The organism is Daejeonella sp. (genome assembly GCF_030684675.1).
Lineage (GTDB): Bacteria > Bacteroidota > Bacteroidia > Sphingobacteriales > Sphingobacteriaceae > Daejeonella.
Genome location: NZ_JAUXXZ010000023.1, coordinates 19083 through 39945 on the forward strand (window position 1 = coordinate 19083; position 20863 = coordinate 39945).

Sequence of the window (20863 nt, forward strand, 5' to 3'; positions counted from 1 at the left end):
AAGCATCCCCCTTAAGCATTTTTTTGAATGCCATTATCCTCTTTAAGAAATTCACAGAGCTTATAAGGCCTGGATCAAACCTATTTTACTCCGTCATTCTGGCGCATGAATTCAAGCAGATTTCTGGCATCTTCATCTGAAAGATTTTGATTTGGCATACGTACCAGACAAAGTTCAAGCTGCGCCTGTACTTCAGGATCTTTATTGATCATTACATCCGTATTGGTGATGAAATTCATAATCCATTCCGGTTTCCGTCGGGTTGTCACCCCTGCCCATCCCGGTCCTACCAGTTTCTCATCAGTAAGTTTATGGCAACTGCTGCACTTGACCTGAGAAACCTGATTCCCTAATTCAGCTTTTGCGGCATCCAAAGTCGGAGAAATATCTACGCTGGTAAATTTGCCTTCTCCTCTGTGCGGATCATAAGATGGGTTACCATCATCTGAATCTGTACTTGCAGTTGACTCTGTCGTAGCTTCAGTGGTTTTCTCCGAATCACTACTACCACCGCATGAAGCTGCAGCAATAATAATCAGAGTAATAATACTTAGTGAAAGAAGTTTTTTCATGTTTCAGAATTTAATTTTAGGAATTATTTGCTTGTACAATTTTACCTAAGACCAAAGGATCTTCTTATGCGTTCAATCATAAGTGATAAACATCATATATTTGAATAAGCAAAGTCACAAACCGTGCCATGTCCAGACTTTAATTTTGCTTATCGCTCATAACATCATAGAGAATGATTGATATCAACTTATTACTTGCATGGGGGGCTACTTATAAAAAAATAAGTTCAGGAGAAACTATCTTCCGCGAAGGTCAGATTTGCACCTACTATTTTCAATTAGTAAGTGGAAATGTAAGATGGATTAACATTGATGCTGAAGGCAGAGAATGTATCCATAGTATTATTGAACCTGGTGAATCTTTCGGTGAATTCCCGCTCTTCGATGATGAACCTTATGCCGCATCAGCAATTGCCGAATCAGACTGCATTCTGATAAGACTTTATAAGTCAACATTTATCAATCTGCTGAAGGAAAATACGAATTTGCTTTTTGATTTTACCAGATTATTAACCAGAAGATTAAGATTCAGGTATGCTGTTATTCAATCATTTGCCTGCCACAACCCTGAAACAAGAATAATTAATCTGATTAACCATCTGAAAGCAGAAAACAAGAACTTCTGTAAAGAGTGCAATCAATTAAAATTAACCCGACAGCAAATAGCTTGCATGACTGGTCTGAGGGTTGAAACCGTTATCCGAACCATGCGTTTAATGCATGAAAAAGGAGAACTGGTAATTAGTAAGGGTAAGGTGTATTGCAAGGATATGATTGAAGTCATAGCGACATAATTAATTCCGGGCTATTTTTGTATTAATCATGAATAGCTTTCTATCCAAGTGGCTCAGTATTTCTATACTAAATTTATCGTTTGTTGCAGCCCTGGGCTTAATTCTGCGTTATAAAATTGCCTATTCCCTTCCCTTTCTTGATCAGAAATATATTCTGCATAGTCATTCTCATTTTGCATTCTCCGGCTGGATCACTCAAACGCTGATGATTCTGATGATCATTTATCTGAGTAAAGCTTTGGGCAAAGAGATTAATAGCAGGTACCGCTGGTTATTATACACTAATCTGATCAGTTCCTATGGTATGATGATTTCCTTCATCATACAGGGATACGGTTTGTATTCGATAAGTTTTTCAACACTCAATATTTTTGTTTTTTACGCCTTTGCATTTTATTTCTGGCTGGATCTTAACAGAATTAAAGATAAAAGCACGAGTATCCTCTGGTTTAAAGCCGCTTTACTTTTTGGGGTCATTTCATCACTCGGAGCATTTAATCTGGCTTATATGATGGCCAATAAGATGAGTAATCAAAACGTATACCTGACCTCAATTTATTTTTTTCTGCATTTTCAGTACAATGGCTGGTTCCTCTTTGCAGGCTTGGGTCTGCTCAACGACAAGCTGGAATTTATTACCGGCGAACGAAAGAAACTTTACAGGGCATTCCAGCTTTTTTGCTTTGCTTGCATACCAGCGTATTTCCTTTCAATCCTTTGGATGGAATTTATCAGTACTATTTACATTTTGCTTATTGCGGCAGTCATTGCACAATTGGCTGCCTGGATAATTGTACTGAAAGTTTATTACAAGAATAGAAGTTTGATCCGACAGAAGATTACATATTATGGAAAAATCCTGCTGATCTTGTCAGCTTTAGCTTTTTCAATAAAATTGATTTTGCAATCGGGATCGATACATACGGAGTTAAGCCATTTATCCTATGGATTCAGGCCAATAATAATCGGGTACCTCCATCTTGTTCTGTTAGGTGTAACAAGTATATTTCTGTTGGGATATATTGTTTCCTTTGAGCTGATCAGAATCAACAAATCATTAATTAGAGGAATATTCATCTTTGTTGCAGGAGTAATTATCAATGAGTTGCTACTGATGATTCAGGGTGTGTCAGCATTGAGTTATACCGCGATACCCTATATCAATGAGATGTTGCTGGCTGCTGCAGTCATTCTGTTCAGCGGTATTCTGATTATGCTGATCAGTCGCTTCGCATATATGAAAAACAATATCCCTGAAAGGCTTCCCACTCGTCCTGATTGAAATATGAACCTGATAAAAATACTTGACCCCTGGTACTCAATACGCTATACTCAATACTCTAAACTCAATGCTCACCTCAATATCGTCACCGCCCCCGAAATAACTTGCCTGCCTTTAGTTTTAGGGTCAATAATATAATAATAGGTGCCTACCGGTAAATCCAGACCATTAAATTGCCCGTTCCATGGTTTAGCATAACCCTTACTGCTTTGATAAACTATCCCCCCATACCTGCTGAAAACCTTAACTGTAGCATTGGCATAGCTTTCGAGGTATTTCACATTCCAAAGGTCGTTCATCCCATCGTTATTGGGACTAAAAGCATTCGGCACTTCAGGCTGTTTCAAAACCTTGATCCGGATATTATCCATAGCGGCACAAGCCTGATCGGAGGTAACAGTCAGTGTATAAATAATGTCCTCTGTAGGGCTTGCTACCGGATCTGGTATATCATCACGGCTTAAACCAGTTGAAGGAAACCATTTATAAGTCAGGTTACTACCACTGGCTATTGCATTCAGTTTAGTTCCACCCCCTTCAAGGATTAATGTATCTCTGCCGGCATTGACCGAAGGAGTTGGCATGACTGTTATTGTCTGAGAAATTGATTCAGAGCAGCCATTATTAGCAGAAAAGACATATTGCAGGGTATGTGTGCCAACTCCCGCTTGTGCGGGATTGAATATCCCTGTTGAAGAAAGTCCGGGACCATTAAAAGTACCTATCCCCGACTGTCCAGATAATTCGCTTGCCTGCGTAATGCGAAAAGGAGCGATTTCCTGACAAACATTGGTCAGGGCAGTAAAACTAACTGAAGGAGCTGCCAACAAAGTAATGAGTTGTCTTTTCTCATCAAAGCAGCTTCCTCCCGAAAAAGCGACCATTCTTACTCTGATTGGTTTTGTAGCCGGTGAGCTGAAAACAGGATAAGCAAAACGATATTCCTTGTTAGGAACTGGGTTTTCATCAATCATTTTAATCGTGGGAGCATTGTCATAATCAAAATACCATTCTATTTTTCCCACATCTCCAAAATCAACAGTAGATGTATTACGAAATATAACTTCCTTATTACTACATAAGCCGCTAGGGTTTAAAACTTCAAATCCCGCTGTCGGGATGGCACCATTTACAGTGAATGTTTTAACCAGGGTATTTACACACCCAGCTTTTGATGTTACAGTTAGCGTAACCTGATAATTTCCTGCAAGAGTATACCTATGTGTCGGATTTTTAAGTGAGGAGGTATTCGTGCCCGGTGCCGCTGTAGCATTCCCGAAATTCCAAAGATAAGTCAACTCAGACCCATCTGATATTGTCGTAGAATCTGTAAACTGTGCAAAGGAGTCTTTAATACAAACCTCAGGGACACCAAAATTGACTACTGGAGATGGATTGATAAGAATAGATTTTTCAAAGGCCACACTCTCGCAGCCATTTTCTGTCAGCACCTTTAATTTGACGATATAAGTTCCACTGCTTTTGAAAGTATGGGTAAAGGGAACTGCTGAATCCTTTTCCTCTACCGGACTCTGGTCGCCAAAATCCCAGAACCATTTAATGATCTTACCCTGTGAAGAAACCGACTGATCATTGAAAGTCAGTGTTTTATTTTCGCAGGCAGGTGAACCGGCCGTAAAATCTGCGACCGGAAGGGCATAGACAATAATATCCTGGCTTAGAATATTAGATTCACAACCACTTTCACCTTCAACCAGAAGCTTTACTGTATATACACCACTTTTAAGGAAGGTATGTACAGGATGTTGTAAATCAGAGAGCCCCCCATCTCCGAAATCCCATAACCATTTTATGATCTTGTTGCCGTTCGCAGAACTTGTATCTCTAAAAGCGGTGGGGACATTCACGCAGGAACTTTTCAGGGCTGTCATAACAGCACTCGGTGGATTAATGGCTGAAAATTGCAATTCTATTACCTCACTACTTCCACATCCATCGGTGGAAGTTTTATCTGCAGTAACTTTTATCTTGTAATTCTGGAGTGCATTATAAATTACCTTTTGGGGAAATATAAATTCATATAATCCATCTGTCGGAGTTGAATTTACAGGAACCGGATTTAAAATTTCTGTTGGAGTTGATCCATTGCCCAGATCCCAAACTATTTTGCTGGTTAATGAATTCAGTTTAACACTTAAGATGAGCTGCTCATTTACACAAACTGAACTGACAAGTTTATTATTATTTGACTTTCTAATCTCAACTCCAAGGCCTTTTATATTCGTGCCCGCAGCATAACCATAAGATTCTGCGTTACCAAATCCATAAGCGATAGCATTGAACCCGGCATTTGCCTGTAAATTATGAGTCCCGGATGAAACAGGTATTTGTGCATAAGAATATTCGGGATTAGCAGCTACTGTTTGAAACAGACTTGCCTGAGAAATTCCATCTAATGTAAAACTTGACACAGCAGTTTTGGGTATGACTATATTAATAAAATGCTTGGTTATCATGTGAAGCTGGGTAGAATACATGGTTATCTGCGAAAGTGTCTGTTCCAAAGGATTTAAAAAAATCATTTCAGGATCACCAACATCTCCCGGCACATTCGTACAATTCATTGACTTACCCTGAGTAACAGCATAAAGTGCTACCTGGATAGCTTTATCAGATTCAACATAATTAACTGTTTGCCCTGCAAATTCGTAGTAAAAATTATTAACAAAACTTGCCGTGGGAATAATAGTGCCATTTAACTTAACAACGGCATTCGGATCACTTTTAAAAATACGATAAACATCGTAATTCCTGTCCTTTGATGGTACAGTAATAAATGATTTACCCCAACTGGCCGTTGGATATACCTGCTGGAAAAGATTATCTGCAGATCCTGCTGAACCATTGGCATTCAAACAACCTATTGCCATTTTACCACTTCCTGCGAATACAGCGATTTTTTTACATGGTTCGGAAGTTGTAGATATCGATTGAATTCTGCTGCCAGTAAGATCACCTCCTTTTGTAGTTGAACCGATCCTCGATGTCTCAACTCCAAATACCTGATAGATTTCACCCTTGTTTAATTTGATCGGAGCAGATGCTACACCAGCTTTTAAGCCTCCCTGAGTATTAACTGAAGGTGTAATAATAATCTCTGTATTGTCTTCAGTCGCCACAACAAAAAAGAATGAATGAGAATTGAGGCTATTGGATATTTGCTCATAATTGAGTGAAAAATAATCTTTACCCAATGTGTTGGTTGGCAAAACTAAAGTTGCTCCTGAAACCGCCTGATCATAAATATGAGCATATACCACTATGGGCAAGAGAGAGGTGATATGAATTCCTTTATCGCTAATCTTACTTTCTACATTTCCGATATAGGCCATCTGCGGAACTGTTACATTGGTGATCGCATTTGCGCTTACCTGAAATGGGATACTGGTACCCCCCACTTCCAAAACTCCGGATGTACTGACATCTGAAGTAATGTAGACCACCATTTCCTGACCAATAACCGGGGTATATCCTGCGACATGATTTCCATAGGCAAGCCAGAAGTCAGTCCCTTTGTTTGATGTACTTTGTGCGGATGCAGATTTGAATAAACCGGCAATCAGGCCAAAAACAACCAGTAATATTCCTGAACTACGTTTCAAATACTTATAAGATTATTTATCAGAAGAAATCTGCATCTAAAACTACGTAAACAGTTTGATTTGATGTTAGAAATTAATGATTCAGGTTAATTAATAATCATTATTCCATAAATCAGGGCAGACCAAAATACTTATTCAATTGGAATAAATCTAACTAAAGAAGGTTTGTCGATCTGCAATTTTTGACCTGTAGGACTTAATTTTCCAGTTTGCTGATCCCGCTTAAATACAATGATCTCATTGCTGGCCTGACCAGTAGAGAGAAGCCAGTTGCCGCTTGGGTCAATTTCAAATGTACGCGAACTTCTTCCCAATGAAGGCTGCCTCCCAATCAGGTTAAGCATTCCTGTTTTCTGATCAATTGAATATATAGCTATCTCATTCAGTGTACTCCGGGTACTTGCATAAAGAAATTTCCCATCTGCAGAAACATGAATATCTGCTCCATGGCCCGGACCATTAAAACCCTCAGGAACCATAGAAATAGCCTGAATCTGACTTAAATGGCCTTTTTTATATTTAAAGGCATATACTTTTGAGTTAATTTCTGTAACTGAATAGAGAAATTTTTTATTAGGATGAAATGTTAGGTGTCGCGGGCCAGCGCCAGGATCCAGAATAAAAAATAGCTGAGCCGCTACCGATAAGGCCTGTGGCCTGCCTTTGGCGCGGAACTTGTAAATATTGATCTTATCTGTTCCCAGATCGGCAGTTAATACGAATTTATTATCCGGTGATACTATTGCTGAGTGTACAAAGGGTTTTTTCCTGGCAATACTGCTTCCTTCATGTTTAATATCCTGAATATCTGCACCTAGTGTACCATCTTGCTCTATCGGCAAAGCGGTGAGAGAGCCTCCACCATAATTGGCGGCAAATACATATTTTCCTTTAGCATCCACAGAAATATAAGTTGGCCCGTTGCTACCTGAAGGCTGACTGTTTAAATAATTCAATTCCCCGGATTTAGCATCAAATGCAAATGAACTAATCTTACTCCCTCTCCCTTCTGTTACCGCATAAACAAATTTCCTGTCCTTTGTCAAAGCAAAATAGGATGGGCTTTCTATTATTGCCTTCGATTTATAAGTCATAGAACCATTCTGACTGTCAAATTCATACACATAAATTCCTTCACTCTTTCCCGGAGATGTGTAGGTGCCTATTAGCAAATGGTATTTTGTACTTTGAGCCTTTAAGCTTGAACATAAAAGCAATAAAGCAAAAAGTAATGTAATCCTAGTTGTAGCCATAATTAATTTTTCTGGGTCGATTCCAAAAATATTAAAAAAAAGGGGAGAAATCTGCACAGAACAGATTCTCCCTCTTTATTAATATTTAACCAGGGAATAAGTCCTGGAAATCAAAAACTCCTAGTTCTGTGCGGTATGTACCACACCAGAGGCTGTAATTGTTAATCCTCCAATCTGCCCGCTTTTCAAAACAAAATTAGCCTGTGTATCACCCCATATCAGATTGAAACCATATCCACCACGTGGTGCTCCTGTACCAACATTAGTTGAAGGATAACTACCCGGATCCCCTATCACAATACGATCACTCAATTGAGACAAGTTAACGCGGCTGCCATTCAAAGTTAAATATTGAGCTCCGTCTCTGGCACCCGTGCCGCTGTCAAATAACCAGTCAAAATTAGTTTTTGAAGATCCATACTCAAAAATCTTCCATTCAGCACGTGTACTAAAATTGGTTCCAACATAATTGTTTTCAGAAGAAATTACTGCATAATTTCCTAATCCGTCAGTTACCCATATATTCAGATAAGGGACAATTCCTGAATTTCCTGCGATCAGAGTCCAATTCACACTTTGAATTGAATTAAGTTTCTGTCCATCAAAAAAATCTGTACCATAGCCTACTTTTTGTCCTGCACGCGGAGTGCTGTATAAAAAGCCATCTCCAGTCCCATTTTCTGTCAGCAGAACATCTGCATCCCATGGCGCGACAATGGTCCCCGCATTATTTCGAATATTGAATATTACGAAATCAGGATCGCAATTTTCATCAATTAGGCCATTGCAGTTATTATCCTTGCCATCCCCACAAATTTCAGTAGCTCCGGGATTTATGCTTGCATCATTGTCATTACAGTCATCCTTTGTGCCAGAACATGCACCAATCGCTGAATAACCGTCACCATCAGCATCAAGTACAAAATCCCCATGCGCCAGATGAGATGCCAATGCATTTGCATTTATCTCTGTAATATTTATTTTGCCCTTACCTGCCTGATGACAAACCTTTACTTTCTTTCCATGCCCATTCTTTATCGCATCTATTAAAAGGTCAGTCTCAGCTTTCTTACAGGAAGACAGGATCAATAAAAAAGAAAGACCCAAATAAATTAAATTTTTCATGATTAATGTTTTGAGTTACGTTTTAGTTTTCAGGTGTTTATACTCAAATACAGAAAATTAGTTTTTAAAAAATATCGCAATCAGAAAAAATATTTCAACCAGAAAGCGTATCCATCTGTAATGAGTTAAACAGCCCGAATAAAATCCTGATTAATCAAATAATTCCTTTCCATTTTCTGATATGGATTAATTTACATTATATTTATGGGTACGTACACAATCTATCTATGAGAACGAAATTCACTTTCCTGCTTTTAATCTATGTCTCACTTTCTCTTGAAGCTTTTTCTCAAAAGCAGGTCAGGGTTATCCCTCTTCCCGACAAAACAGGTTTTACAGTAGAAACCTCTACGAAGGATCTGGGCAATGGTTTTTTTGACCATGGTGTGGCCTCTCCAATCAGCAATCATCGTGGGGTGGTTTCTACCATTGACAGCAAGGGAAAGAATGTAGTTTTGGTATGGCTTTTTGATCATCGCGGGGGATATTCTTTATTAATGATCGATGCTGAGACCGGGAAGAGCGAGGAATTTCCAATTCCATTTGATCCGAAGCAGGATACCCCATACTCATCAATTTTGTCAAAGGATAATAAATTCTATACACACTTTAGCGATCATTTCACTGAATTTGATCCGGTAAAACGAGCCTTTACATTCACTCAAAAGACTATGCCGCAGATGGCTATGTCGATGACAGAAGATGATAATGGCAAAATATGGTCTGTAACTTATCCAAATAGCGGACTCGTTGCATTTGATCCAAAAAAACGGGAGCTGATAGACTATGCTTATGTTAATAAGGAAAACTGGCGTCAGTATCAGCGTTCCATCGCTGCTGATGATACAGGCTGGATCTATTTTGGATTGGGAAATGCCTCCAGCCAGATCCTTGCCTTCGACCCGAATACAGGAAAAGCCAGCGGCATTCTTCCCCAGAGTGAACGAAAACTGGGAACTGCCGCAGTTTACAGGGATGAGAATGGTAAAGTTTACGGTCGCGCATTAGAATCAATCAAGGATCAATGGTACGAGCTTTATAAAGGTGAGGCCAGAAAGATTGGAGAATACAATGACCTGAAGCCCGTAAAAATCATAACAGGTTCTCAAAGTCTGTTCCATAGAAATTTCCCTGATGGCACTATTCTAAAAGATCTTGATCTAGTTAACCGCATCCTCATTACAGAAAACCCCAAAACAAATACAACAAAAGAAGTTTCTTTTGATTACACCAGTGATGGAGCAATCGTAATGGGTATTGGTACGGCTCCTGACGGGACTATTGTTGGTGGTACGGCATTCCCCATGCGTTTTTTTAATTATGACCTAAAAAAAGACAGATGGATAAACCGATTCGCTTTAGGACAATTCAATGCACTGGTAAACCAGAACAAAAAGGTCTATTTTGGAGTGTACTCGGGTGGACATCTAATAGAGTGGGATCCGTACAAGCCATGGGTACAAACCAAACTCAATGATAAAAGTTCAAACCCGCTTCATCTTACCACAGTTTCGCCCGAATTAATCCGCCCTTACCGCATCATCGCACATCCCGATGGAAAAACCATTATCATGGGTGGTACCCCTCAATACGGCGCTACCGGTGGTGGATTATTGCTCTATGATAATCAGGCAAAAAGCAGAGTCCTTCTTACTGACAGCATGGTTGTAAAAGATCAAAGCAGTATGAGTCTTGTACCTCTGAAAAATGGCAAACTTTTGGGTGGCACAACAACCTCACCTGGAACCGGAGGCGAAAAAAAGGCGAAAGAAGCACAAATGTATATCATGGACATGGACAGCAAGAAGATCGAATGGCAGGAAGTCGTTTTTCCGGGAGTTCAGGAATACAGTGAGATGCGTATGATGCCGGATGGCCTTGTATATGGTATTACCGATAAGAGAAAGTTCTTCGTTTTTGATCCTGCGAAGAGACAAGTGGTCTATACGAAAGACATTTTTTCTGAATTCGGACCCACAACTGCAGAACAAAGTCCGAGGATATTTGTTATGGGTCCCAGGAATGAAGTTTATATACTTTTTGCAAAAGGAGCTATCGTGCAGGTTTTACCAAAGAGCTACGAAATGAAGCTTATAGCTACCGCTCCGGGTCCGATCAAAGCGGGCGGGGATTATGCCCATGGCAGGATATTCTTTGTATCAGGCTCTCATTTAATGAGTTATAAACTAAAATAATTACAAATACATCTGAAAATACCCCTTATTAAATTCAATCTATGAAACATATAATCCGCTATTGCTTAGCCATTCTGACACTTACCGCAATTTCTCAAATCAGTTTTGCGCAGCGCCAGTATGGTGGTTTCTACACCCGGGAAAAGATTCAAAACCTTAGAAACAATTGCGATAAATACGATTGGGCAAAGGAATTGAAAAACTCTGTTATTAATAATGCGAAAAACTTTGCCAATAAAAGCGATGAAGAAATATGGTCATTGGTACCCGGGCAGAATACTCCGCGCGGCATCGATGTCACCCTCGACCGTATAGCAAAAGGCCCTAAAGTTTTAGGTTGCTTAAAATGTGGACTTGATGTACTTAAATTCGGTAATTATCCCTATGAACCGGAATTTGAAGATAAACCATGGAAGCTAACCTGTCCTTCCTGCAAAAGTGTATTTCCAACGAATGATTTCGGTAAATTTTATGCGAGTGCACTTGATGAACGGGGTCAGTTTGATGTAACAAAAGGCGACAAAAGCCTGCTTTTCAATACAGTCCATCCCGATCCATCCGATCCACTGCATAAGTATGGCGTTGATGATGGCTATGGCTTCATTGATCAGAACGGTCGTGCCCATCGCTTCATTGGTTATTTCGTCTGGAAAAAATGGGATTACATCAGCAAAGGACTTGCAGACCTGGCTGAAGCTTATTTGTACACAGGCGATAAAATGTATGCGCGCAAAGCCGCAATCATTTTAGACCGCATCGCTGATGTTTATCCTGAAATGGACTGGAAACCCTATGCCGACAAGGGATGGTATCATTCTGACGGAGGACGCAATATGGGCAAAATACATGGATCGATCTGGGAAACTCAAATCATCACATCTTTCGCTGATTCGTATGATAAAATTATAAGTGGTACTGTTAATAATAGTGAATTATATAGCTTCCTGAAAAAACAATCCGAAAAATATAAAATAGGAACAAAAGGTACCCGGGCATTATTAATGCAAAATATAGATGACGGACTTCTGAGAACGGCATACAAAGCTGTTTTGTCCACACATATCAGGGGTAATCAGGGAATGCATCAGTTGACTCTGGCGACTTGTGCAATTGCACTTGATTCGCAACCGGAAAGTAATTTATGGCTCGACTGGATCTTTGCAGCGGATGGCGGAAATATCCCGGGTCTGATGATTTCCACTTTCGACAGGGATGGCACCTCCAATGAAGGTGCTCCGGGTTATACCCTGATGTGGGGACGACTGATTACTCAGGTTGCTGAACGTCTGCAGGGCTATCCGGCTTATACAAAGCACAATATCATTAAGGAGTTCCCTCAGTTCAATACCACATTTCTTGCAGCCTATAGGATGGCAGCCCTCGGTATAGCCATTCCGAACATGGGCGATAGCGGTGCAACCGGAACTGTGAGCAATGGCTATGCAGACCCAAAATTTATCGCAAAGGGTTATGTTTTCACTAAAGATCCTGAATTTGCAAAAGCGGCTTACTTATCCAATAAAAATTCGGGAGAGAAACTTGGCAGAGATATCTTTTCCAAAGATCCTGATGCAATCAGCAGAGAAATACAAAAAATAGCTGAACCTCTTGGTCCGCGGCCGCAGGGAGGATATTTAATGAGTGGCTTCGGACTTGCCTTATTGGAAAATGGAATCGGAAACACCGGAGTTGCTATTGCGAATAATTTTGGAAGAACCATCATGCATGCGCATCCAGACCTAATGAATTTTGATCTCCTTGCTTTCGGCAAGTGGCTGGCACCTGATCATGGATACCCTGAATTTGCGACTAATATTCCAAGCAATCGCGACTGGACAGGAAGCACAGTATCACATAACCTCGTTTTTGTTAATGAAAAGCCTCAAAAAGAAATTTGGGGCGGACATACCCGAACATTTAAACAGTTGAAAGGTTTTGGTGTGTTCGAAATCGATGGACAAAAAGCCTACCCTGAGACGAAAACCTATCAAAGAACCATGTTTCTTGTGGATGCAGAATCAGGTGAAAACAATTCCTATGTCATTGATATTTTCAAGGTGGATGGCGGCAAAGACCATTTATTTAGTTTCCACGGCCCTCCGGGAGAAATCAGCACTTCAGGACTGAATTTAACAGCCCAAAAAACAGGAACCTATGCCGGCGAAAATATTGAGAAAGGAATTGCCGCCAACGGGTTTCCAATGGGTTATTCATTCTTTTACAATGTAAAAAGGGATTTAAGTCCGGCCTCAGGATTCATGATCGACTGGAAAACCGAAACAGGCTATCGTGGCACTAAAGCAGATGATAACATTCATTTAAGAATGCATTCCATCAGTCCGGCAAATGATGTTACACTTGCAGATGGGGATCCCCCACAAAACAAAGCAGGGAATCCTAAAAAATTGGGCTATGTTCTGGTGCACAGAAAAGGTGAAAATCTCAATAGTACTTTTATCTCAGTATTTGAACCTTACCGTCTAAATCCTTTCATTAAATCAGTGAAACGCATCGACAATGGGGATGAATCGCAGATCGCATTGCAAATTGAACATACCAATGGCAGCATTGATCAGATTTTATACAATCCTGAATCAGAAAAACTGATGAAACTACCCAAAAATGTCAGTATGACCGGAAATATAGGCTTCCTGAGGACAAAAAATAATCAATTAAGCAAGGCTGTTCTTGTCAATGGTACTGCTTTAAGTTCCGGGGATTTGAATCTTAAATCCGATGGACAAATAAAAGGCAAGATTGTTAAGATGAATAAAAATCCTTCTGGAAGCGGCTGGGTCCTGGTTGATCAGATTCTTCCTGCAAACGGCAGCCTGATTGGTGAGCAACTGATCATCTCAACCACAGGAGAAAGAGATGCTACGTACACGATCAAAAGTGTGAAAAGAGAAGGAAAATATACCCGAATAGATTGCGGACCAATCACTTTTGCAATGGGATTAAAGAGTAATCCATCAGCAGACCCGAAAAATCCATACAGCAATTATATCTATGAATTTGAAGAAGGAGCTGCATTCAGTATTCCTACTCATACAGAATGGTCATCTAAAAAGTAAAATATGGAAATAAAAAATTTTAACAGAAGACAGTTTGTTACTGCTGCCTCTTTAGGCTCACTGGCTGCATTAAGCTCAATCAGCCCGGCAATTGCGGCTGAATCAAATTTTGAGACTGAAGCTGCCAAAAAAGAAAAACCTACCTGGAAAAAAATCGGCAATGCCATTTATGGAGCTAAAGCCGATGAAACCGGACCTATCGGAGGTGGCAAAGGCTATACAAAGATCATCACTAGCGGTGATTACACTGTCGACAGCCTCGAATCACTGATTGAAGCACTTGCTAAAGCAAAATCGGGACAGGTAGTTTTCATTCCGGGAGATAAGATTATCGACATGACCACTTTCATCTATATTGATAAGATCATGCTGAAGATCCCCGGAGGAGTTACCCTGGCCAGCGACAGAGGACATAACGGCTCTTCAGGAGCACAGATTACGAGTGATAGCCTGGATACCCCGGGAATGATCTCAATTGAAGGTCCGGGAGTACGGCTTAGTGGTATCAGGTTACAGGGACCAAATTCAAAACGATACCTCGACCATCATAAAAGAGCATTTGGTCCTGGAGGCCCTGGTCATACCTATTATTATAAATTCCCTACATCAAGAGGGATTATCACCAAATTCGGAAATCTGGAAATAGACAATTGTGAGATTTCGGCTTTTGCCAATGCAGGTGTTAGCTTACAAAAAGGCACTGGCAATCATATTCATCATAACCTGATTCATAAATGCCAGTACAACGGACTTGGTTATGGGGTTAGTCATGATGAAGCCAGTTCTACCATTGAATTCAACCATTTCAATGAGAACCGCCATTCATTGGCAGGAACAGGCAGACCAGGCTGCGGCTATATTGCACGTAATAATGTGGAATTGGGAATTTCGCTTAGCCATAACTTTGATATGCACGGAGGACGCGACCGTAAAGACAATACCACTATTGCCGGAACTACTATGGAAATGTATAATAATACCTTTCTTGGGCCACAAAGAGCCGTTGTGATCCGCGGAGTACCGCAGGATAAATGTGATGTGCACCATAACTGGATGCCTACCCATAAAGATGCTGCATCTGCAGTCAGGGCTGAGGAAAAAACTTATACCACTAATAATCTTTATGCAGACGGGAAGGTTGCCTGATCTACTTTAATCTCTTAAAAGAAAGCTTTTTCAATATCCGGGAGAGCTCTCTTTCCGGCTTCGCCGGAAATTACTAAATTGATTTTTCCAAAGGATAAGCAATGAGAACAAAATACATGCAATTCTTATCAACGGTACTACTTATTGTCCTGCTAAGTACATTTTCTTCAGCACAAGAGAAAAAGGATTTAACTATCGTCACTTTCGGTAATTCCACGACGGCACCAAGAAAAGGGATTGAGAAGGTTTATGCTGTCAGGATACATGAGGCATTAAAGACAGCCGGGATACCAAATAAAGTAATTAATTCAGGAGTTGGAAGCAATCATACCGGCTCAGTAAAGGATAATGATCGTCCTAAAATCGAGCATGGAATGGACAGGTTTGAAAAGGCGGTATTAAGCCATCATCCGGATTGGGTAACTCTCAATTTCGGTCTCAATGATGCTTATCAGGACAAGGGAGATGGCACTGCATCACGTATCCCACTGGAAGCCTTTATTGCTAATCTGACTCATTTCATAACTGAGATCAAAAAAATCAATGGCAGAGTTATACTTCTGACCCCGAATCCGCTAAGTTCAAAACTGGAACCATTCAGGCATGAGCGCCTGAAATTATATAAAAATGCAGTTATCAAACTAGCCAAATCAGAGCATGTTGAGCTCATCAATTCCTGGAAAGTCTTTGGAAAATATGCCCGGAAAGACCCCGCCGGAATGGAGGGGCTCTTGCCAGACGGCCTCCATCCAATGGATACCGGTCATAAGCTGATTGCTGATGAAATAGTGAAAATCATTAAGAAAAGGAACCGCTAAATTCAGAGGCGGAACATCTTTTTAGCGTTATTGTAGAGGATTTTTCGTTCAATGGCTTTACTCGCTGAGAGTTTTTTGATTGCTTCAATAGTTCCAGCACCCTGACAAGCCGGACCATGTCCTGCATAGTCATCACAATCACTGCCATACAAGAGTTTGTCCTGATGTTTGCCGAGAAAGGCGCGCGCATGATCCTCATCCCTGGTCATGGAACTCAGTCCGGAACCTCCGGAAATGTCACCATATATATTCGGATAATCGCTCATCAGGCGATCTGTTAATCCACCCGGGCTTACCTTGCCGCGGGGATATAAGATATTCTGATCGGCATGATTCTTATCGATATTGGCCCAGAAGGTTTGAGAATGTCCTAAAAAATTCACTTTTGGGAACTTTTCGAGCATTTTATGGAAACGATCAAAGCCACGATTATACATATTGTATTGCCAGTGCATCAGTACAGGTACATCATACTCCTGAGCAAGCTGATAAATCTTTTGCATTTCGGGGGAATCACAATCCACATTGAACTTTAACTCTCCGATCATTTTTGCACCTAATTTCAGGTACTTTTCAATTTCGGGAATCGCCCCCGGGAAATCAGGCACCTCGCATGCTCCGAAAAGCATTTCAGGAGCACGATCTTTTGCATATTGGTAACAAACTTCATTCCCTCCCGCTTTAACCTGCAGTCCGTTACTTACCCCATAATGTGTTGAACCATAATTCAATGGCCTACCACCGGGCAAAAGTATTGTGGTCGTAATTCCCATCATCCGTTGATGTGCAAGCATTTTATCCTGCGTTCTCCCGGCATAATCGGTATGCTGGTGAATATCAATGATCGGCTCAGAAGGCTGAAGTATAGCTCCATTAAGTCTCAGACTATAGCCAGCAAGCAGCAAACCTGTTCCTGCAATAAAGTGGCGGCGATTGATTGTATTTTTTGTTTCCATAATAACGTTTACGTACCCAATTTACACATTGTATGTCAAACTGGAAAATTTCCCGAATGCGAAATCACCTGGCCGAGTGGAAAGCAGATTTCGTCTTCGCATACTAGAATGGTGACTGACGAATTTAAAAAGCATGATGCCCAGGTAAATTCGTAAGTCTGAACTATCAAAATGTCATTCCCTCAGTCACCTGTATTTTACAGTCAATGTAGATTACATTAATCAAATCTTAATTAACTTTATCTCCTCAAATAAAATTATGAAAGCAGTAAAAGCATATGCCGCCCAAAGTGCGGAAAGTCTACTGGCACCATGGCACTTAGATCGCCGTGAACCAGGGGCAGAAGATGTTGAAATCGAGATCCTTTATTGCGGTGTTTGTCACTCAGATATTCATACCGCCCGTAACGAATGGAGAGGAACAGTATATCCCGCAGTCCCGGGTCATGAGATCGTCGGAAAGGTCACCCGTGTGGGTGATTCAGTTACCCGCTTCAAAGCAGGCGATACCGTTGGCGTGGGTTGTTTTGTAGACTCTTGTGGACATTGCAGCAATTGCAATGACTATCTGGAGCAGTATTGTGAAAACGGACATACTCAAACTTATAATTCCTTAAGTCAGGACAAAAAATCGATTACCCTTGGCGGATATTCTACTCATATTGTAGTTAGGGACCGATTTGTACTCAATGTCTCTGATAAACTGCCCCTGGCAAACGTTGCACCCCTCCTGTGTGCCGGAATTACAACCTACTCTCCCATCAAACACTGGAATGTAAAAAAAGGCGATAAACTGGCGGTTTTGGGCCTTGGAGGATTAGGACATATGGCAGTTAAAATTGCCTCATCTATGGGTGCCGAAGTCACGGTGTTAAGTCGCTCAAAAAGTAAAGAAAAGGATGCAAAACGTCTGGGTGCGACACATTTTAAACTTACTTCAGACCCAGAAGTAATGAAATCACTCGCTTCAAGCTTCAATTTCATCATTGATACAGTCTCTGCGGATCATGATTATAATGAATACCTGGCACTCTTACGTTCAAATGGCGTGATGATACTTCTGGGTGCTCCACCAAATCCTGCCGATGTATCTGCCTTTCAACTGATCGGTGGTCGCCGGAGTCTTGTGGGTTCACTGGTTGGAGGCACGAAAGAAACCCAGGAAATGCTGGATTACTGTGCCGAACATAATATTACATCAGACATCGAACTGATCAATATTGACCAGATCAATGAAGCCTATGAACATACATTAAAGGGAGATGTTCATTACCGCTTTGTAATTGACATGAAATCACTGAAATAAGGCTTATTTTAATGTATATATTTATTAATTTTGAGATTATCTAAAAAAAACAAAATGACAAAGAAATTCCATGTTCTTGCAGCAGGTGCGGCAATAATTTTTACCTCTTACAGCAATAATGCCAATGCATTTGCAAAACATAACTCAATCCAGGACACCACAAAAGCTCCTGTTGAGAAATTAGCTCCAAACAATAGTTATTCTCCTGCATTCGCAGGTCAAACCAGAATTGCTGGAACAAAAACTAAAACACCGCTGGCTGTTAAAATTCTTGCCGAAGGATTGAAAAGACCCTGGGGAATAACTATTCTTCCAGACGGCCGTTTGCTGATTACTGAAAAAGCCGGGACGATGAAAATTGTCACCACAGCCGGAAAGGTAAGTGAGCCTATCACCGGTTTACCGGAAGTAAATTCTGGTGGTCAGGGAGGTCTATTGGGCTTAACCACCGATCCTGCTTTTTCAAAAAACAGAATTGTATACTGGGTATACTCAGAAAAAACCAGCACAGGAAACCTGACTGCTGTTGCGAAAGGGACTCTTTCTGCTGATGAGAAAAAAATGGAAAATGTTAGTGTCATTTACAGAGCTGATCCTGCGCACCCTAGTATGGGACATTATGGGGGCAGAATCCTTGTCGACAAAACAGGAAATCTACTGGTAACAACCGGAGAACGTTCTTCATTGGAAACCAGACCACAGGCACAATATCTAACATCTGCCAATGGTAAAGTTATACGCATAACCAAAGAGGGAAAACCTGCTCCGGGCAACCCGGTATGGAGCGCTGGCGCAAGACCTGAAATTTATTCTTATGGTCACAGAAACGTACAGAATCTCGCATTCCACCCTGTAACAGGTGATATCTGGACTGCAGAATTTGGTCCGATGGGTGGTGATGAGCTAAACCTCGTAAAACCAGGCAAGAACTATGGCTGGCCAACAATCACCTATGGCCTGGAATACAGCGGAGCCAAAGTGGGCGATGGAATACAGCAAAAAGAAGGTATGGAGCAACCTGTTTACTACTGGAACCCATCCATCTCTCCAAGCGGAATGTCTTTCTACTCAGGCAACATGATTCCTGAATGGAAAAACAATCTGTTCATTGGTGCTTTAAGTGGCAAACACATCTTGAGATTGGTAATTAAAGACAATAAAGTTATTGGAGAAGAAAGATTACTGGCAGATCAAAACCAAAGATTCAGAGCGACCATGCAAGGCAAAGACGGAGCACTTTATGCAATTACTGATGAAGGAAGGCTTTATAGAATAGCTAAGAAGTAATAAGAATAACGCCTCCAAATTAAAGGTGTCAATTGCTCAGTATATATTTTCAATGTTCTGAATTAAACTCAAAACGGCAATTTTCAATCTGGAAATTGCCGTTTTCATTAAACACAAATCCCTGCACAGGTGCATATAATTCCATTGGCTGCGTTAACGATGGGAGAGGCATCCTTTTTGGCTTTTTGGAGCCAAAAAGATACAGCGGACAGCGTGTTTAAACGCCCAAAATATCAATTTATATTGCCTTATACTTTAGTGGTTAAACTCCGGGCATTAGAACAAGGAGACTTAATAAATATTAAAAAATGTCTGTAATTGTTGATTTTTACCTGTCAACCCTGTTTCTTTTAATTCATTATGTTCCAAACCTTAATTTTTAAAATAAAATTGAGCATATTTATTTTTCAATCGCATACAAATTCATGAGATCATTTATCCTTTATTTCAAATCAGCATTCCTAGGCTTAATTCTATTCCCTTTACTTAGCATTGCTCAGGAGAATGATTTTAAAAATTATACTCAAAACCTCGAAGGAACTGATCTGAAGTTTGACATGATTGCGATACCGGGTGGAAGTTTTAACATGGGTAGTCCACTGAATGAAGCTGGCCGACGCCCTGATGAAGGTCCGCAGCACCAGGTAAAGATCAGTCCCTTCTGGATTGGGAAACATGAAGTTACCTGGGACTTTTTTGAACCTTTCGTTTATAAAAACCAGGAAATCAGTCGCAGTAAAGTACCTCTAAAACAACAGGTTGATGCCTTAACCCGTCCGACGAAACCCTATGTCGATATGACCTGGGGCATGGGTAAAGAGGGTTTCCCGGCAATAGGCATGACTCAATACGCTGCGATTCAATTCTGTAAATGGCTTTATGCCAGAACAGGTGAGTTTTACCGCCTTCCAACAGAAGCAGAATGGGAATACGCCTGTCGTGCAGGAACCAATAGCGCATACTCACACTCTTCCGAATCGAAACTTGAGGACTATGCCTGGTACAAGGCAAACAGCAGCAATAAAACACATCCGGTAGGAGAAAAAAAGCCTAATCCCTGGGGTATATTTGATATGCATGGAAATGTCACAGAATGGACCTATGACCAGTATAAACCTGACACTTATTCAAAATTCGCAGGTACAATCGCCCAGGATCCGGTAATTCCTTTTGAGACTTTATATCCAAATTCCGTCCGTGGAGGATCCTATGAAGACCCCGCAACAGATTTACGCTCGGCAAGCCGGAGAGGATCATTAGCTGAGTGGAAGCAAATAGATCCGCAGATCCCAAAAAGTAACTGGTGGTTAACCGGAGGTACATTTGTTGGGATACGGGTAGTACGTCCTCATGTGCCGCCTTCTAAGGGAGAAATTGAAGCATATTACAATCGTGAACCTATAGCTGACTTTTAATTCAAATTATTCATAAC

The 20863-nt window shown here is 40.7% G+C and carries 14 protein-coding genes; 9 read left to right on the top strand and 5 right to left on the bottom strand.

Annotation, left to right across the window (positions count from 1 at the left end; genetic code table 11):
* Positions 1-80: 80 nt before the first annotated feature.
* Positions 81-572 (bottom strand): c-type cytochrome, encoded by a 492-nt coding sequence (locus tag Q8M41_RS03655; protein WP_305363888.1) that lies wholly within the window; start codon positions 570-572, stop codon positions 81-83.
* A 173-nt stretch (positions 573-745) separates the two neighbouring features.
* Here Q8M41_RS03655 and Q8M41_RS03660 point away from each other — a divergent pair, with 173 nt between their 5' ends.
* Both Q8M41_RS03660 and Q8M41_RS03665 read left to right on the top strand, forming a co-directional pair.
* A complete protein-coding gene (locus Q8M41_RS03660; protein ID WP_305363889.1) occupies positions 746-1366 on the top strand; it encodes a Crp/Fnr family transcriptional regulator in 621 nt (206 codons plus the stop codon).
* A 28-nt stretch (positions 1367-1394) separates the two neighbouring features.
* Positions 1395-2648: a hypothetical protein gene (locus Q8M41_RS03665; RefSeq protein ID WP_305363890.1), complete on the top strand. Its 1254-nt coding sequence runs from the start codon at positions 1395-1397 to the stop codon at positions 2646-2648.
* A gap of 71 nt (positions 2649-2719) precedes the next feature.
* On the opposite strand, the gene Q8M41_RS03670 is transcribed toward Q8M41_RS03665, so the two are convergent.
* The 3 genes from Q8M41_RS03670 to Q8M41_RS03680 form a co-directional block, all read right to left on the bottom strand.
* A complete protein-coding gene (locus tag Q8M41_RS03670; RefSeq protein ID WP_305363891.1) occupies positions 2720-6271 on the bottom strand; it encodes a PKD domain-containing protein in 3552 nt (1183 codons plus the stop codon).
* Between the two features lie 131 nt (positions 6272-6402).
* Positions 6403-7524: a lactonase family protein gene (locus Q8M41_RS03675; RefSeq protein ID WP_305363892.1), complete on the bottom strand. Its 1122-nt coding sequence runs from the start codon at positions 7522-7524 to the stop codon at positions 6403-6405.
* A 120-nt stretch (positions 7525-7644) separates the two neighbouring features.
* Positions 7645-8649, bottom strand: coding sequence for a putative metal-binding motif-containing protein (locus Q8M41_RS03680; RefSeq protein ID WP_305363893.1), 1005 nt, complete (start codon positions 8647-8649; stop codon positions 7645-7647).
* Positions 8650-8876: 227 nt separating this feature from the next.
* Here Q8M41_RS03680 and Q8M41_RS03685 point away from each other — a divergent pair, with 227 nt between their 5' ends.
* The 4 genes from Q8M41_RS03685 to Q8M41_RS03700 all read left to right on the top strand — a co-directional run bounded on the left by Q8M41_RS03685 (position 8877) and on the right by Q8M41_RS03700 (position 15882).
* The gene (locus Q8M41_RS03685; RefSeq protein WP_305363894.1) at positions 8877-10844 is read left to right on the top strand and encodes a hypothetical protein; all 1968 of its coding nucleotides are present in this window, start codon (positions 8877-8879) and stop codon (positions 10842-10844) included.
* A 41-nt stretch (positions 10845-10885) separates the two neighbouring features.
* A complete protein-coding gene (locus Q8M41_RS03690) occupies positions 10886-13918 on the top strand; it encodes a heparinase II/III family protein (protein WP_305363895.1) in 3033 nt (1010 codons plus the stop codon).
* A 3-nt stretch (positions 13919-13921) separates the two neighbouring features.
* Positions 13922-15064, top strand: coding sequence for a right-handed parallel beta-helix repeat-containing protein (locus tag Q8M41_RS03695; RefSeq protein WP_305363896.1), 1143 nt, complete (start codon positions 13922-13924; stop codon positions 15062-15064).
* 101 nt (positions 15065-15165) lie between these two features.
* Positions 15166-15882 (top strand): GDSL-type esterase/lipase family protein, encoded by a 717-nt coding sequence (locus Q8M41_RS03700; protein ID WP_305363897.1) that lies wholly within the window; start codon positions 15166-15168, stop codon positions 15880-15882.
* Positions 15883-15884: 2 nt separating this feature from the next.
* Here the strand turns inward: Q8M41_RS03700 and Q8M41_RS03705 are convergent, their stop codons facing one another.
* Positions 15885-16838 carry an amidohydrolase family protein gene (locus Q8M41_RS03705; RefSeq protein WP_305363898.1) on the bottom strand — a complete coding sequence of 318 codons (954 nt, stop codon included), beginning with the start codon at positions 16836-16838 and terminating at the stop codon, positions 15885-15887.
* Between the two features lie 259 nt (positions 16839-17097).
* Here Q8M41_RS03705 and Q8M41_RS03710 point away from each other — a divergent pair, with 259 nt between their 5' ends.
* The 3 genes from Q8M41_RS03710 to Q8M41_RS03720 all read left to right on the top strand — a co-directional run bounded on the left by Q8M41_RS03710 (position 17098) and on the right by Q8M41_RS03720 (position 20846).
* Positions 17098-18144, top strand: coding sequence for an NAD(P)-dependent alcohol dehydrogenase (locus tag Q8M41_RS03710; protein ID WP_305363899.1), 1047 nt, complete (start codon positions 17098-17100; stop codon positions 18142-18144).
* A gap of 54 nt (positions 18145-18198) precedes the next feature.
* Positions 18199-19431, top strand: coding sequence for a PQQ-dependent sugar dehydrogenase (locus tag Q8M41_RS03715; protein ID WP_305363900.1), 1233 nt, complete (start codon positions 18199-18201; stop codon positions 19429-19431).
* A gap of 425 nt (positions 19432-19856) precedes the next feature.
* Entirely contained in the window at positions 19857-20846 is a 990-nt protein-coding gene (locus Q8M41_RS03720) for an SUMF1/EgtB/PvdO family nonheme iron enzyme (protein ID WP_305363901.1), read from the top strand.
* Positions 20847-20863: the final 17 nt, after the last annotated feature.

Bases quoted from the DNA above. Each gene is read 5' to 3' on its own strand.
- Q8M41_RS03655 (WP_305363888.1), bottom strand. From the start codon at position 572: ATGAAAAAACTTCTTTCACTAAGTATTATTACTCTGATTATTATTGCT.
- Q8M41_RS03660 (WP_305363889.1), top strand. From the start codon at position 746: ATGATTGATATCAACTTATTACTTGCATGGGGGGCTACTTATAAAAAA.
- Q8M41_RS03665 (WP_305363890.1), top strand. From the start codon at position 1,395: ATGAATAGCTTTCTATCCAAGTGGCTCAGTATTTCTATACTAAATTTA.
- Q8M41_RS03675 (WP_305363892.1), bottom strand. From the start codon at position 7,524: ATGGCTACAACTAGGATTACATTACTTTTTGCTTTATTGCTTTTATGT.
- Q8M41_RS03680 (WP_305363893.1), bottom strand. From the start codon at position 8,649: ATGAAAAATTTAATTTATTTGGGTCTTTCTTTTTTATTGATCCTGTCT.
- Q8M41_RS03685 (WP_305363894.1), top strand. From the start codon at position 8,877: ATGAGAACGAAATTCACTTTCCTGCTTTTAATCTATGTCTCACTTTCT.
- Q8M41_RS03690 (WP_305363895.1), top strand. From the start codon at position 10,886: ATGAAACATATAATCCGCTATTGCTTAGCCATTCTGACACTTACCGCA.
- Q8M41_RS03695 (WP_305363896.1), top strand. From the start codon at position 13,922: ATGGAAATAAAAAATTTTAACAGAAGACAGTTTGTTACTGCTGCCTCT.
- Q8M41_RS03700 (WP_305363897.1), top strand. From the start codon at position 15,166: ATGAGAACAAAATACATGCAATTCTTATCAACGGTACTACTTATTGTC.
- Q8M41_RS03705 (WP_305363898.1), bottom strand. From the start codon at position 16,838: ATGGAAACAAAAAATACAATCAATCGCCGCCACTTTATTGCAGGAACA.
- Q8M41_RS03710 (WP_305363899.1), top strand. From the start codon at position 17,098: ATGAAAGCAGTAAAAGCATATGCCGCCCAAAGTGCGGAAAGTCTACTG.
- Q8M41_RS03715 (WP_305363900.1), top strand. From the start codon at position 18,199: ATGACAAAGAAATTCCATGTTCTTGCAGCAGGTGCGGCAATAATTTTT.
- Q8M41_RS03720 (WP_305363901.1), top strand. From the start codon at position 19,857: ATGAGATCATTTATCCTTTATTTCAAATCAGCATTCCTAGGCTTAATT.